The sequence below is a fragment of the Bradyrhizobium arachidis genome (assembly GCF_024758505.1).
Classification (GTDB): domain Bacteria; phylum Pseudomonadota; class Alphaproteobacteria; order Rhizobiales; family Xanthobacteraceae; genus Bradyrhizobium; species Bradyrhizobium manausense_C.
In genome coordinates, this window is record NZ_CP077970.1 from 1,178,369 (window position 1) to 1,193,615 (window position 15,247).

Annotated in this window: 11 protein-coding genes and 1 pseudogene; 4 read left to right on the forward strand and 8 right to left on the reverse strand. The window is 58.8% G+C overall.

Features of this window, described 5'->3' with window-relative positions; translation table 11 throughout:
• Positions 1-357: 357 nt before the first annotated feature.
• Complete coding sequence (locus KUF59_RS05495; protein ID WP_258768595.1) at positions 358-591, reverse strand: hypothetical protein; 234 nt, start codon at positions 589-591, stop codon at positions 358-360.
• A 253-nt stretch (positions 592-844) separates the two neighbouring features.
• Between KUF59_RS05495 and KUF59_RS05500 the strand changes: the two genes are divergently transcribed.
• Complete coding sequence (locus tag KUF59_RS05500; protein WP_258768597.1) at positions 845-1,642, forward strand: hypothetical protein; 798 nt, start codon at positions 845-847, stop codon at positions 1,640-1,642.
• A gap of 1,903 nt (positions 1,643-3,545) precedes the next feature.
• Here the strand turns inward: KUF59_RS05500 and KUF59_RS05505 are convergent.
• The 3 genes from KUF59_RS05505 to KUF59_RS05515 form a co-directional block, all read right to left on the reverse strand.
• Positions 3,546-3,926 carry a response regulator transcription factor gene (locus KUF59_RS05505; RefSeq protein WP_408918064.1) on the reverse strand — a complete coding sequence of 127 codons (381 nt, stop codon included), beginning with the start codon at positions 3,924-3,926 and terminating at the stop codon, positions 3,546-3,548.
• 91 nt (positions 3,927-4,017) lie between these two features.
• On the reverse strand, positions 4,018-4,689 hold the full coding sequence (locus KUF59_RS05510) for a response regulator transcription factor (protein ID WP_258768601.1): 672 nt from the start codon (positions 4,687-4,689) through the stop codon (positions 4,018-4,020).
• Positions 4,690-6,318: 1,629 nt separating this feature from the next.
• Complete coding sequence (locus KUF59_RS05515; RefSeq protein WP_258768602.1) at positions 6,319-6,504, reverse strand: hypothetical protein; 186 nt, start codon at positions 6,502-6,504, stop codon at positions 6,319-6,321.
• A 248-nt stretch (positions 6,505-6,752) separates the two neighbouring features.
• On the opposite strand from KUF59_RS05515, the gene KUF59_RS05520 reads away from it, so the two are divergent.
• The 3 genes and pseudogenes from KUF59_RS05520 to KUF59_RS05530 all read left to right on the forward strand — a co-directional run.
• On the forward strand, positions 6,753-8,186 hold the full coding sequence (locus KUF59_RS05520; protein WP_258768604.1) for an MATE family efflux transporter: 1,434 nt from the start codon (positions 6,753-6,755) through the stop codon (positions 8,184-8,186).
• A 633-nt stretch (positions 8,187-8,819) separates the two neighbouring features.
• Positions 8,820-9,776 (forward strand): ArdC family protein, encoded by a 957-nt coding sequence (locus tag KUF59_RS05525; protein WP_258768606.1) that lies wholly within the window; start codon positions 8,820-8,822, stop codon positions 9,774-9,776.
• 346 nt (positions 9,777-10,122) lie between these two features.
• A pseudogene (locus KUF59_RS05530) lies at positions 10,123-10,341 on the forward strand (IS3 family transposase); the annotation flags it as partial.
• Here the strand turns inward: KUF59_RS05530 and KUF59_RS05535 are convergent.
• The 4 genes from KUF59_RS05535 to KUF59_RS05550 form a co-directional block, all read right to left on the reverse strand.
• Positions 10,311-12,380 (reverse strand): recombinase family protein, encoded by a 2,070-nt coding sequence (locus KUF59_RS05535; RefSeq protein WP_258768608.1) that lies wholly within the window; start codon positions 12,378-12,380, stop codon positions 10,311-10,313. The pseudogene KUF59_RS05530 and the gene KUF59_RS05535 sit on opposite strands and share 31 nt — an antisense overlap.
• Complete coding sequence (locus KUF59_RS05540) at positions 12,370-12,540, reverse strand: hypothetical protein (protein WP_018273965.1); 171 nt, start codon at positions 12,538-12,540, stop codon at positions 12,370-12,372. Before KUF59_RS05540 ends, KUF59_RS05535 begins: the two co-directional genes overlap by 11 nt.
• Positions 12,541-12,750: 210 nt before the next feature.
• Positions 12,751-12,987 (reverse strand): hypothetical protein, encoded by a 237-nt coding sequence (locus KUF59_RS05545; RefSeq protein WP_258768610.1) that lies wholly within the window; start codon positions 12,985-12,987, stop codon positions 12,751-12,753.
• A 47-nt stretch (positions 12,988-13,034) separates the two neighbouring features.
• A complete protein-coding gene (locus tag KUF59_RS05550) occupies positions 13,035-14,837 on the reverse strand; it encodes a hypothetical protein (protein WP_258768612.1) in 1,803 nt (600 codons plus the stop codon).
• Between the last annotated feature and the right edge of the window lie 410 nt (positions 14,838-15,247).

Sequence of the window (15,247 nt, forward strand, 5' to 3'; positions counted from 1 at the left end):
ACGCCCAAGGCCCGCCCCACCTTCTTTCGGCGTGATATTGAGTAAATCGACTTCCTAAAGAACCCCGCTCGATTCTCGATTCGCAAATTCCCTTTCCGACCCAGCTTGGACCTCGATAATGAAAAGGTGAGCATGACAATTGTGTGATGCGTTAGGAACGTCTCGGTTCTACTCAGCCTATTCTTCGACAGTTCGCGTCCTCATAGACTCTCTCTCTCTGAATTGGCGCCTTTCCGCAACGGACGTTGCATTGGCGATGCGGCCTCCCGAAGTGGCGGTCATCGCCAGCAACTACATCAGCGCGGGCGGCCGGGTGCCGTAGGAGCATTGATTTGCGAATCGACTGAAGAGTCAGCTCTAGCTTGCCCGCCTCAGGTCGGTTTCGACTATCGTCAGAGGATGCGGAAGCGAAAATGAATGATGGGTACCGAAGGTCGGCTTGCTGGAAATGATCGACGCGGTCGTCGGCATGCCGAGATTGGCGGTGATGATCCGAAGCTGTGAAAGTGTGGGAAAAAGTCGCAGGCGTGCCTGGATAGCAGGGATCCATGCCAACTCCCGCCGCATCTTAAGAAACGGACGGTCGTACATGACGCCGCAAGTCTTAGTCAGACCTGTCCGTGTCGAGCCAGCGAAACGTTAGTCTACATCGCAAAAGCGACGGTCAAGCAAGCTGCGTACTCTATCAAACCAAACGGCCTTCGCACGGAGTCTCTAAAGCACGGAGCTGTTTCTTCCAGTCTGCCGATCGAGCGATCTCTGGCCGCGTTATGAAAGGGGTTGAATCGGGCGTAGCGTCAGGTTGTAAGCAGCATGCGAGAACGCTGGCGACGAGACCTTCAAAATGAAAGATCCGTTTCTCGCTCCGCATCCTGCCGAATCCACTGCGGGCAACATTATAGAATTCACGTCAGGAGTCGACGGAGCCAAGTCGGCGCTCTGGACGGCCGCGTTCGTTTTCGCGTCTATATTGGTCGCGATGCCGTACGCCGCGCAAGCTGGGCCCGCCAGCGACAGTCTGAATTGGTCGTCCAGCACGAAATCAAACGGCGCCTCCGCAGTCGCTGTCAAAAAGTCGATTTCTCCGTTCTGGGACACTCGGATCGGAGTCGACATGACCGTGGCGCGCGAGCCCACCACAACATGGGATTTGCTGGCTGAGAAGGCCGCTAACGGCGGCAACGCGCCACAATCCTCCGGCATCGCCTGGGCTGCAGCCACCGCTCCCGGCGTGGGCCCCGTCTGGGATAAAACCGTGGTGAATGCGCGCTTTGATACGGGCGAGCAGAGTAGCAAAATCGGTACCTCCCTCATCAAGTTGGTGCCGCTGCGGAGCGATTATTCGCTGGCACTGCAGATCGACTCCGACGTGGTCCAAAAGGGGAAGATGCCGCTTTTCGGTCTGCTCGGGCAGGTCACGCGCAACTACGAGACCCATAACTCAGCCAAAGTCACAGTCACCGGGATCGGCACGAGTTTTGTCGTTAGCGAAACCATGTCGACTACCGACGACAAATGGCTGCGCAGCTTTGGCGCCGAGCAGACGCTGTCCAACGGCATCACAATCTCGAGCGCCATCGGGGAGACCGCACAGGGCGGCACTAACATGAGCTTGACGGCTGGATTTAAGAAGAGCTGGTGAATCCCGATGAGCTCTTGCAGCAGCAGCTCAGAAAGGCGACTTCTTCATGTTGATACCCGGGAGCGCAGGCCCGCTCAGCAGGAAGCGGACACCGCGGCTGCATTCGCCGGTTAGGTGGCTAAGCCATCGTAGTAGGGGTTGTGAGAACGGGTGCGAGATTGCTGGTTTGAGCCACTAGCCATGCTGTTCCAATTCGGACGAAGCGTCCTAAAGCATAGCGGACACTTTTCCGGCTCGAGCCTTTCTAGGCGAAGGGACGATCAAATGGACCGCAAGCAAGTCCTGTTCATAGGAATGGCTGTTATCGGCGGCATACTCATGTGCGCAGCCCTCGCGCTGTAGCCTGTCGGCTGCTGAAGCAGCAACGCTGCCCGCCTGAAATGGTCGCTGACGTCGTTAATCCAGATGCGCGAGGGGTGCACAGTCCCGGTAAAGACCTGGTCCGCACGTCCCGTGCCAAGGTTCGGGCCTCGAGCTGAGACACCCGCGCGGCGGAATTGAAGCAGAACAGAGTCAGCACATAGCGCAAGGCTCGATCACGCTTCATCCACTCTTCTTTCGCGGAGATGCTGACCATCATATACGCATAAGTGTCGCGCGTACGCTACCGACGAGATCCGCATCCGGGGCCCGAAGAGTAGAGTGGGGCGGCACCGACGACTGGATCGGAGAATACGCCGATTCCGCCCCCCGCATCACCTGGGAGCATTGGTGATGCGACTTTGAAGGTAGCAAATGACCCGACGCTGCAGCTACTGCAACTATCTCAGACCAGGATCCTCACGGATGTGGGTTGAACCGCGCGCGGCGTCAGGTTGTATGCTGCGAGCCCTTGTGTGTCGTGCCCGATGTAAAGAGAAGGAGTCCGCGCTACCGTCATGGCAACGAGCGCAACGGACAAAATGATGGTGGACCAGCCAGGGATGCAGTCCGGAGCCTAACATTGATCAGCGTTAATCTAAGTTCGATTTGCCGCTGGCCCGATCCGCTCATCTTGACCAAGCCATGGCTTTCACGAACTCGGTGACGGATCAGCTGCTAACCTCCTTCTGCGCTCAAGCGTTCCCGTCTCGTTGGATAAAATTTGTCTATGTTGGTCGATCAAAGCAACTGCGTCAGATCGGTCCGGCGATCGGGACACCATCTCTTCCAAAAGGCGGTTGCGTTTCACGCCGGAATCCTCGTTTTCAGCCTGAGGTCTTGAACCCGAGTTCTTGGACCCGTGCTCTTGGGTCGGGCAAAATTCAGGCCGAAGCGAATTCAGTTCTGATCTTTGTCTGTAGGGAAGGGTTCGGCTGCGTCAGTCCCTCGCTCTTTATTCGACCTCTCAACAGAGGCGCACAGAGTGAGATTTCAAAACACGCGTGCCATTGCACCTTCTCGAACTCTTGCGAAGCGCGATCAGGCGCTTAGAGCTCGCGATTGGCGCTGGCACAGCCCTTGCTCCGTCTCACAGTAGGCCAGTCGAGGCCAGTTTGAAGGAGCTAACATGAGTGGCACGACGAGATCTTGCGCTTACGGAGAGAAGCGCTGATGCCAAGCCAAATTCGTGACTCTTCGAAGCGCGGCGGTTTTGGCTCCATGCCGCAAGATGCGACAGCGACGGCTAAAACGGCTAAGGTCTCTGGCAAAATCGGGCGCACTACTGCCGGCAAGCGGGGCTGAAAGTGCAGTACCGCTGACCTCGCTTGCCCCTTGACGGCAGGGTGAGGAAGGCGCCTCTGCGCTGGATCTTATGGTTTGAGTGGGAATTGACCGTCGTTGCGAGGGGCAGGAGCACATGAGCGAAGCTATGTCAGATGTTGGACCGATCGCTTTCTTGGCTTGCTTTCCGAGGACTGGCGGGAAACTCGCAGTGCATCCCTGCTTTGTGAAGGGATGCCGCGGACAACCGCTAAAGCCTTCACGCGCTCGCGCCACCTGACCCAGACAGGGCAATCGTCAAACACTTGATCAACGCGGCCGTGGCAAAAGGTTTGGCAAGAAAGCAGATTCCTCCAGCCTTGATCGCTCGCGCGCGGACGGAATCATCTGGAAAGGCCGTGATGAAGATGAAAGGCGTAGGATGACCGAGGCTGCGCATATGCGTGAGCAGGTCAATTCCGCTCATGGCCGACATTTGGACGTCGGTAATCACGCATGATGTTTCACTCAATTCGGTCGCGCGGAGGAACTCCTCGGCGGAGGCAAAAGTATGGACCAAGTATCCGTACGCTGCCAGAAGGTTGTTCGTTGCGGTACGAACGGATGGATCATCGTCGATGAGGGAAATGACACAGGGCATTGACAAACTGATCGCTCGTGATCCGGGAAACTGCTCGCCGCGGTTGCGGCCGTACGAAAGTGGAGGCGGGAAGCAGGCTTGCAAAGCATACTTAGGTTTGTAAGTTCCCCTTTGGGCGCGAAATTCCGAGAGCTTCACTCATTCTTATGAGATCGGCCAGCGACTTCGCGCCCATTTTGCGCATGACCTGCCCGCGGTAGATTTTGACGGTAATTTCTGCCAGTCCAAGCTCGCCCGCCACCTGCTTGTTCAGCAGGCCGGAAGTGACCAGGGCCAGAACATCGCGCTCGCGTGGAGTCAGATTTTCGAACCGGGATCGCAGGTCAACGACTGTTTTGTCGAGGTCGCGCCGCTTGCGGTCTCGTTCGATCGCGGCCCGGACCGCGTCGAGGAGGTCCTGCTCGCGTACCGGCTTGGTCAGGAAGTCGACCGCACCGCTCTTCATGGCCTGGACGGTCATGGGAATATCGCCGTGACCTGTGATAAAGATAATAGGCGTGTCGATCTTGGCCTCGGCGAGATCGGACTGCAGATCGAGGCCGCTCGATCCTGGTAGGCGGATGTCGAGCACGAGGCAGCTCGGCACCTCGGGCGGCTTCGTCTGCAAAATCTCCGCCGCAGAGCCAAAAGCCTTGACCTTAAGCCCAACCGATTCAAACAGATTTGTAAGAGCCTTGCGCATCGACGCGTCGTCGTCGACGACCAAGACGATCGGTTCATCGGCATCTATGCGCGGCTGCGGCGCTTGCGACAGCTCGCTCATGATGCATCCTCCTGTTGCACGCGTAGGTTCATGTGAAATGTCACGCCGCATCCCCTTTAAAAGCGAAAACACTGAAAGGCCGCCAAGAGTGCTTGTGCGGCCGAATTCTACAATTTCCCTTATCTAGGGCAGTATTGATCGCAAAACTGCCCATTTTGCGACTATATGGGCGATTCGTTTTCAGCAAAAGGACTACAGGCCCCGGACCCGTATTGTGGGCTATCGAAGGCCTCACTGCCTCTGCCGTAAGCGCGCCGAGGCGCTCATTGCGTCGACGGTTTGGAGGGGCCCCAATTCCGTTCCTCGGGGCGGAACCCTAAGGTTGCCATACCGATTTTTGCAGGAAATGCCGATCGCTGACGCAACTGCTAGCCCGGTCCAAGCGACTCAGGTTAAGCAATCGTCGTCGATGAGACCAACATGCTAAAGGAATGAAATGGTCGCAGCCACTCCAAGACTTCCCGCTTCCGGTTATGCTCTCGAAGTAGATGGCCGATTCAAAGCCGAATTTGCGACCAAAGACGGGGCTTTGGCCGGAGCGCAGGAGCTAAAACAGCGTTTTCCAATGCTTCAGGTCAGAATTTATGATGCTCGGACAATGGCCAGAGAGGAAGTCCACCTTTCGCGCGCTTAACATCTTCGCGTTTTCCTGCGCGTGCGGCTCGCGCCGCACTCGAACCGAGCCGCGTAGCGTCTCGGCCATCCGGCTCCTCACGCACCAAGATGTGTTCCTCGCCGAAGGGCGTTCTGATCCAGAGCCCGATTGCGTTCCGCGGGCCGGGCTCGGACATTCCCTTCGGGGGGAATCTTACGCTTTAAGGATTGCCGTCGACGCCGGGGAATGCAATGCGGTGCTACCTTGTGAGTTGCCGCGCGTCTTCTTGGGCAACACTGATACTATGCTCCTGGCTGCGTGGCAGCGCCACGCGTCAAGCCAGCCCCGCAAGGCGGCAGATCAAATTCTCCGCTTTTTGCTGGGTGCCCCGCACAGAGCCGCGGAAGGTATGCCCCCGCGATCTTACGTGAAGTCTCCTTCGTGGCTTCAGAGCGCAATGAGACCGGTGGTGGCATTTTCGGCGAAGGGGTGAAAGCCGGGCGTAAGAGAGGCTCCCGGCTGGTCAGCGCGGAGAATCGAATGACCAAAGTTGTCGATCTCCTATTCTCAGTCGCGCGATATTGTCGCAACGCGCGAGATAGAGCATGGTCCGGACCCTAGGGTCGCGTGAGCGCAGAGTGTAACGCGGGTTTTCCTCGGGAAAACGCGGCGTTTTGCAGCGGCAGCTCGAGTAATGACTTAGAGGGGGACGATGATCCATTCCAAATTTATCACGCTTGAGTACTGAGCCAGTCCAAGATCCGACGCATGAAGACTAACGCATCAACCATTGAGCCTCGTCAGCGCCCTTTGAAACACCTGAGAATCTGAGCGATCGATACCGAAGAGAGGTAAGCGTTCGCGGTCACGCATGAACGTTTTGCCCCAACCACTTTCGAGATCGAGACAAGCATCGCTGATCCTGATTGTCAGATTTGCGACCTGCTGTCAGGGCCAGGACACAACGGGTCCAGCAGATCGGCTTCTAATTCAAGGCGCTCGCATTGGCATGAGCTTTGAATAGCTGGACCTACTCAGAACAGCCGCTCGAGGATTATGTCGTGGCCGAAGATATCAGTTACCGGTATGCGTGGGTCGCAACTCAACGTCACGCTGCCCGGCTGCGAGCCTGTGTGCGATTTTAACAATGCGATGGAGAACGTTGCAATCCAGTTCGCACCATGCGGCACCGGGATCGGCGATCGCTGCGTAATGGCCATCAACTGCATCTTCTTTCAACAAAGTTGGAGCGTTGGTGGAGGTGGCTGAGCTGCGCTCGTCATGGCGAGAGCAGCGGATAGAAACCAAGCTTGCAAATCCATCGCGCTGACGCGGGTCGTATTTAACGAACCTGAGCAAGATCTGACGTGGCATCGTTTCGGCAGGTCCGAGGTCGAGGCAGGCGGATATTCTTCTTCATAAAGCAGCGATTATGGGGCCGAGGAAACAAATCGGACAGCGGTGTCGTATGAACAAACGAGCGGAAAAAGCGGTCCTGGCCATCCAGTTCAAACGGACGACACCAAGCCCTTATCATCAGCTCGCGATCGAGCTTGCTGAACTTGCGAAGCTCTCATGGCCGATGGTGCTGACGCAGCTTGGGCAAGTCGTGATGATGACCACCGATCTTGCCTTAATCGGGCGCGTCGACCCTGAGGCGCTTGCCGCGTCGGCGTTAGCCATCACGATTTACCTCGTTGGCTTCACCCTCGGTGTTGGTTTGCTGACCCCGATCGCGCCGCTGGCGGCGCAAGCGTTCGGGGCGAAAAACCGTGCCGCTGTACGACGTACGCTGCGTATGGGACTCTGGGCGGCGCTGCTGCTATCGGTCCCGATCATGGCCTTTGGGCTACAGGGAGAGCAAGTACTGCTGGCTTTCGGCCAAGCGCCCGAGATGGCGCGCCTCGCGCAGCAATACCTTTTCGGACTCGTCTGGGGCGCGGCGCCGGCACTGTGGTTTCACGGTTTTCGCAACTTCATGGCTGCGGTCCACCGACCGCAGCCGGTCTTGTGGATTGCGATTGGGGCCATCCCTCTCAACGCGCTCGTGGCTTATGTGCTGATCTATGGGATGCTGGGCCTGCCGCCGCTCGGGCTTTTCGGAGCCGGCCTTGCGAGCAGCTTCGTGAACTTGACGATGTTCTTGGCCGTGTTGTGGTTCGCCACAATGCGCCTCCCCTTCCGTGACTATCACGTGCTCGCGCGTCTGTGGCAATTCGATTGGCCGTTCATGAGGCGATTGATCGCGATGGGGATTCCGATCGCACTCATTGTTTTGCTGGAATACGGACTTTTTTCGGCCGCGGGGCTGCTGGCGGGCCTGGTCAGCATCAGAGCGCTTACTGCCCATCAGATCGCCCTTCAGGTCGACTTGGTCCTATTCGTGGTTCCACTAGGCATCAGCACGGCGGCGGCCGTGCGCGTCGGTCACGCCGTCGGTCGCAGCGACGGTCCAGGCGTCAAAAGAGCAGGGCTGATTGCTATACTCCTTGGCACTATCGCTGCTGCGATACTGACTATTGTGGTTGTCGCCGTGCGTTTTGAAATTGCCCGCCTGTTTCTGGACGGGACGACTGACGGTGTCGGCGCGACGACAGATTTGGCCGCAAACCTCCTTTTGGTCGGCGCGAGCTTCTTTATCAGTGATGCCGCGCAGCACATCGCGGCGGGCGGTTTGCGTGGACTTAAGGACACCCGCGTCCCGCTTCTGTTCGCCTGCATAGCTAATTGGCCGATCGGTTTCACCCTTAGCTACGTGCTTGGTTTGAAGATCGGGCTTGGTGCAATTGGTATCTGGATCGGCTTGTCGATTGGGACGAGCATCTACGCGGGTCTTCTCGTCGTGCGTTTCCTGCTGCTCGCGAGCAAGTTTGCTCCGCAGAGGTGTCCCGCAAGCTCGTAAGTCAAACTTATTGGTCTACCAGAACTCCAGCAACCCGTTTTGGGGGATGCCCTTGGGCGAGCCCTCAGGTCGAAAGATGATTTTGCTGTCGGACAATCTCGTCCATTTTGGGCTGGCGTCGTTCACACGGAATAGTCGTTATCTGAGCTGAGATCGACATACCGCAGTGGCACATCGAAACACCAAACCCTTCCCTCCGCCCAGATCAGTTTGCGCAATCGGGCAGCAGGTTCTCCCACCAAGAGTCGTCGCTTCGCGGCTCGCGGGCTTTGATCCCTGGCGATCAATAGTTGCCTGAATTGCTTTGTTCCGGATCTGGTCACTCCAGTGGGTGCTCTGTTAGTCCGTTTTGGACCGCAGCAGATCCGGCGTCGCCGAAGACGCGGCGCTATGCTGACTCCTGCTGCGACCTTCTTTGGTACGCCCGCAGCGAGCTCGAGCGCCGTACTTTGCGGGACGCCGAAGTTATTCTTGAGCTGGCTTGCAGCTTCGCTCTGTGGGGCTGCCGTCGCGGCCGATCAGATCTGCGTCATGCTCGGCAGAGCTTCTTAGAGTGAGAGGGGAGACCCTTCCGCCGTGACGGGTTTATAGCTGCGAGAGAGCCTCGCCGGCGCCCGTTCTCGGAGAATCGCGATGTCCAGACGACATCCTCGCAACGGGACCGGCCAGAGCCGGGCAGGCCTTTATGACGAAATTACCGATAAGATCATTGCCGAGCTCGAAGCCGGCCGTGTGCCATGGGGGCAGCCGTGGGGGACGGCGGCGGCAGCGGCGCCGCTCGCGATGCCAAACAACGCCGCGACCAAACGGCGTTACAGCGGAATCAACGTCCTGATCCTTTGGGGCGCGGTCATCGAGCGCGGCTTCGCCGGTCAGAGTTGGCTCACCTTCCACCAGGCGCTATCGCTCGGCGGCTATGTGCGCAAGGGCGAGCGTGGTACGACAGTGGTCTATGCTGACCGCTTCGTGCCAAATGATGAGAAGCGGCGAGCTACAGAGACCGGCGACGAAGCGCTGGCAATTCCGTTCCTGAAGCGCTTTACGGTGTTCAATGCCGATCAGTGTGACGGCTTGCCTGCGGAAATCGCGACCACCGCGCCTCCACGGCCGCAAGGACTGATCGAGCCAGCTGTCGAAGCCCTGATCAAGGCGACCGGCATTGACTTCCGCATTAGCGGTGATCGCGCCTTCTATGCACTGGCAGAAGACTATGTGCAGGTGCCGCCGCCGCAAGCCTACTTCGAGCCGATCAATTGGCATCGCACCGCGCTCCACGAGCTTGGCCACGCAAGCGGTCATTCTTCACGGCTCAACCGCGATCTTAGCGGCTCGTTTGGTACCAAGAAGTACGCCTTTGAGGAATTGATAGCGGAGCTCGCCGCCGCGTTCTCCTGCGCCTCGCTTGGCATCGTTCCGACAGTGCGGCACGCCGATTACATTGCCTCGTGGTTAGAGGTTCTGCGAGAGGACAATCGGGCGATTGTCCGCGCTGCAAGCCAGGCCAGTAAGGCAGCGGACTACATCCTGGGCTTTTTGCCTGGTGCGGTTGTCGGCGCGACAGCGGAGGGCGTGGAAAGCGAGGCCGCGTGAACTACTCGTTTCAGGTTTCGCAAGGAGTTTAAGAGCTGAGCGGATTATCTGCGACGGCCGGCAGCCGAGAAAGAGGTTCTCGGCCGCCCGTTGTGGAGAATCGAACATCTGTTTTATCACTGTGTCAACCTCGCGCGACATGCCCTTCAAGCTGGTGCTGAGCTGGTCAAAGGCCGCCTGCCAAGGCGGGGCTGCGATCGAGCAACTCGAAGAGGGCATTGCCCAACGTGCCCTGCTTCGCTGTCGTTTGAGCCGCTTCTGGTCAAGGAAGTTCGCTTCTATGGCGCGACAATCAGGATGAGAGCGGCGCGTCAATCAAGATGAGACGAGGCGCGGTCTCGCGGGCGCCGGCATCACCGCGTCGATGAGCCGCAAGGCCGTTTGCTACGACAATGCCCCGATGGAGAGCTTCTTCCATACCCTGAAGACCGAGCTCGTTCGTCATCGCAACTACAAGACCCGTGCCGATGCCCAGCGCGATATCTTTGCCTTCATCGAGGGCTTCTACAACTGCGCATCAGAACACCCATCTGGCTATGTGATTGAAGAGAAGAGATTTTGTTGAGCGGGATGCGATCCCGCGGGGTATTTTGGGTTCTGTCGCGCTCGTTCGGCGATAGATTGAGCAGCAGTTGTTATCAGCCAGGTGCGGGCGAAGATCCAAGGACCATCCGGCAGAGGATGGATGGATTCGATCTCGCCGGCTTCAGCGGCCAGCCGGAGCGTCTTGGGCGCGATCTTCAGGAGCTTTGCGGCGTTGCCAAGGTTGAGCCATGGCTCGATCCCGTCCTCGGCGGGCTTGAACACCGGGATGTGGTAGTTCGAGCGCATTGATGTGACGCGCTCGCGGGTCCAGCGATTGCCGTTACCGGTCTTGAGGCCGTTGCGATTGAGGAGGCCGGCAATCAGATCGTCCCTGGCGATCAGCACCAGTTGACGCACGGCCTGGACGATATCGGCAGAGGTGCTGTTGCGCTGTCCGCGCCGGCGCTTCGGCAAGCGCAACTCGCTGTGGGCGCCCCCCACCCAATGGACGATGAGAACGATCTCCGAGGCCGCGTCGTCGATATCGGCCACGACCTCATGGATGAGGGTGCGCACAATGCGCTTCTTGAGGCGAGCATCCGTCGTCGGCGCATCCCAGACCGTTTTGAGGTTCGAGGCCAGAACGCCGAGCGAGGCTGGATCAGCAAGGGGTGCGGGCGTCGCCGCATCATGCATGGCGATCTTGGCCTCAACCTCCGCCGCGTGAGCGAGCGCCCTGTTCCAGCGGGCTTCCAGCTCACTGGCCACCAGCCGGTTCGCGGGATCAGCGGCATCGTATTGCCGGAAAGCCCTGTCGGCGGCATAGCGCGCCGCTTCGAGGTCGCGACTGAGAGCATCGCGTACCTGATCGCGCCGTTCCCTGGCTCCCTTGGCGGCAGCGGTTGCGGCGGCGACAGCGCCCGGACCGACGACTCCAAGCAGTGCTTCCTCGATGGCGTCATCGACGCGCAGTCCGCCGAAGGCGATGCAGTGGGCCCCGCCATTGTCCATCCAGGCACGGCTACAGCTGTAGCGCGGGATATGGTTTTCCATGCCGGAGTACCGGAGTGTGAGCTTGCGACCGCAGCGCTTGCAGCGGATCAGACCGGCCAGCAACGCGTCACCATGCTTGGGCGCGCCGTGATGCCGACTGGTGGGAACATTGCTGCTGACCATGGTGCGAATCGCCTCGAACTTCTCCCAGCTCACATACCCTTCGTGAGTGTTGGGCTTCAGCGTCAGCCATTCGTTCCGCGCCTTGCGGCGGATCTTCACGCTCACGCCCGCGGTGCTGTATCCCGCCGCCACAGCTGTCTTACCATAGGCATAGGCGCCGCCGTAGACCGGGTTCTCAATGATCCGGTGGATGGCAGAGTAGTTTGGTCGCCGCCAGGCCGTGTCGCCGTTGGTCTGTTTCACCGGCAGATCGAGATTGTACTCGTGGAGCCAGCAGAGCGCCTGCCGCGCGCTGCCCAGTTCCTCGACCTTGTCGAACACCAGCTTGATCGCTTCCTGGACACGCCGATCCGGGTCTTTCTCATAACGGTCGCCGGCCTTCACGAAGCCGACAGGCGCTGTCACAACCAACTCGCCCCGGCGTGCCTTCTCGTAGCGGGCCGAGAGCGAGCGCTGGCGCAACAGATCCAGCTCGTACTCGTTGAGGCTGCCTTTGAGCCCGAGCAGCAGGCGGTCGTTGCCGTGCCTTGGTGCATAGATAGTCTCTTGATCGACCAGAACGGTATCGACCACGCGGCACATCTCGATGAGTTGCTGCCAATCCCGGCTGTTGCGGGCGAAGCGCGAGACCTCGCGGGCGCAAACCGCACCAACCTTGCCGAGGCAAACCTCCGCCACCATTCGCTCGAATCCGGCGCGTTGTATGCCGCCGGCGGCTGAACGACCGAGATCATCATCGATCACTTCAATTTCTGACCACCCGAGTGCCGTCAGCCGGTCTCGCATGGCGTATTGCAGCGCGCTGCTCTCGCGATTGTGCAACACCTGATGGGCCGAAGATTGACGCACGTAAAGAATCGCCTTGCGCTCCAGATGATGAGGCCTGACCTTGTCAGAGATCATGATCGACCTCCTTCGCGGGCGGCGTCGCTGTCATCGCAGCATGGTCGAGGATCAACTGCGTCATCAGGCTCGTGAGCGCTGCCCGCGCTTCTGCTGGCAGATCCAGCCATGTGGGCGCGCCGATGGCGCCGTTCGACAGGCCACTCCCGAACAGATCCATCTGCTGCTGCGGCCGCGGTTGTCGATCGTGTCGGTATGCGCTCCCTGGCACTGCCGTCTGCCGTGACATGAGTCTCTCCCCGATTCTGGTCGTGAGAGGCTCTGGATGCGCCAGAAAGCAGGGCAGCTGATGGCGTTCGATCCTTCAACGCCAGATCGAGAAGCGCAGAGAGCGCCGCAAGTGCGTCAATGCTGACAAACGGCTGGGCTGTCAAAGGCTCAGCGTCAGGGCATGCCGTCCGGTCGAACATCCATGCTGGAACTTCCAGGCAACGATCTGTTTGCGATCCATCAAGAGAGCAGCGGAAAGCGACATCATCAGCCTTCTCGACCCTTCCATGAACGCAAACTCGGCGACCAAACCAGGGATGATGTCGATAAAGAACCTCGCGAAGAACGGTCCTGTGGGCGTTCTTGAGCCTTGTTGTACAACCGAACCCGGCTCCATTCCGCAATCGGATATATCGCACTGATCGAGATGGAGCTAAAAGCCGCTTAAACCCTCCCACTTTTTCGGGGAAGATCAGACTGCCCTAAATTTAGAGCCGAGTCCTCTGGATCGACGGAGACTGGCGACGGTATGGATTGATCATCAAGCAATCGCCGAAGCTCCCCTGGAGAAAATTGCTCTAGATCGAAACTGAACTCTTCTGGATCGGCGGAGAACGACGGGGCAGGGTGTCGGTGAAGCTCGTCCTGCAAGTCCTTTTCCAGTCGCTGAAACTCCTCTGAAGGGACGGAGACTGGCGACGGTATGGATTGATCATCAAGCAATCGCCGAAGCTCCCCTGGAGAAAATTGCTCTAGATCGAAACTAAACCATTCTGGATCGGCGGAGAACGACGCGGCAGGGTGTCGGTAAAGCTCGTCCTGCAAGTCCTGTTCCAGTCGCTGAAACTCCTCTGAAGGGACGGAGACTGGCGACGGTATGGATTGATCATCAAGCAATCCCCGAAGCTCCCCTGGAGAGAATTGCTCGAGATCGAAACTAAACCATTCTGGATCGGCGGAGAACGACGCGGCAGGGTGTCGGTGAAGCTCGTCCTGCAAGTCCTGTTCCAGTCGCTGAAACTCCTCTGAAGGGACGGAGACTGGCGACGGTATGGATTGATCATCAAGCAATCGCCGAAGCTCCCCTGGAGAGAATTGCTCGAGATCGAAACTAAACCCTTCTGGATCGGCGGAAAACGACGCAGCAGGCTGTCGGTGAAGCTCGTCCTGCAAGTCCTTTTCCAGTCGCTGAAGCTCCTCTGAAGGGACGTAGACTGGCGACGGGATGGGTTGATGATCCAGATGATCCAGCACTTGCCGAAGCTCCCACTGATGAAGCTGCTCTGGATTGATCGCGACGTGCCCTTGGACGAAAGCCGACGGAGCGGGTTGATCCTCCTGCCCGTCCCGAAGCTCTTCTCGCCGACTGCTAGCTTCGTGCGACGCCCTGTGCTGTGCAGCGGCGTCGCCGATGAGCGTCGGTTCCATCAGTACCGCGCTTTCGGGATGGATGGGAGCCACGTTCAGGGGGCGAGGATTGACCTTGGCGCGACCGCTCCTTTGGCGTACGACGACTTCGCCCGTCGACCGAAAGGTGCGGAGATGGTCTAATGCTACAAGGAGATTTTTGGGATTCCCCTTTCCGACGAACTCGTATACGTCACCGCTATTGCTCAGCGACTTACTGTCCAGCCGAGCAACAACGCTCGGTCTGCGTTTTGCGAAGAGCCAACGGCTAAAGCTAAGAAGAGCGCCTGCATGTTGCTTCGCCCCACCGGCGACCATCCCGCCCTTGATGAGAGCCTCCTCAAGCCTCAAGATTTCGGGAGCATCCTCGGAATAAACAGGCCGCTTGTCCAACTGATGCCCCCGTACCACAATCCCAGTTGATTGAGCCGGCTGCACCGCGGAGGCTGCTGGCATTGCTCCACCACCACCTGAATTGGCGATCTCGCTCAGCTGCTGCTCAATGGCAACGCCTTGCGGATTGTTTAGGACCCTCGGCCTCTTCGCTGCTCTCAACTCAGCTGTGTCATGCTCATCGCTGATGAGGACCTCGCTTGGCAAGAGGTTGCGCCTGGCAAGTGCACTCATCGGCTCGGCCGGGGACTGCTGGGTGTCGCTAGACACATTGGTAGAGGGGCTACGGCGTGGCCCACTGTCAGGGATCGCGTTATCGGCTTCGCGCGCCTCGTTTAATTGCTGCTCAAAGTCCTCTTGCCCGGATCGGTCCGGTTGATGCTCTTGCGAGACCTGTACTCGCGGCCCGGCAGCTACATTGAATGCGTCAAAATTGTGCGGGTCCACACTAGCCTCACGTCATGAAATCAATTGAGCTAGTCCTACAATGAACAATCTTTCGAGAAGCTGACGAGGCCGTCGCCCGCGGCTCTCAATTGTCGCGGGGCTTCTTGAGTTCAGGACCCGCCTTCAGCGCGGCTGCACCAGCCGCACCCGGCCGCCAGACGGGTCCGAAAAGCGCGACGCCGATGGGGACGGTCCTCCGGTTGGGCTACGCCATCCCTTCGGTTCGTCTCCATCGGCGCAGTCTCATCCTGATTGTCGCTAAGGTCTCACTTTGATCGCCGCCGCCCAGCTCGGCGTTGCGGCCGCCGCCTGGTGCCGGCGGCTCGTCAGATCGGCCTTCGGCCTGACGCTCTCTTTGTGGCCAGAGCGCCCGTCGAGGGCTGTTTTACAATGAACGAGGTTCGTCAGCT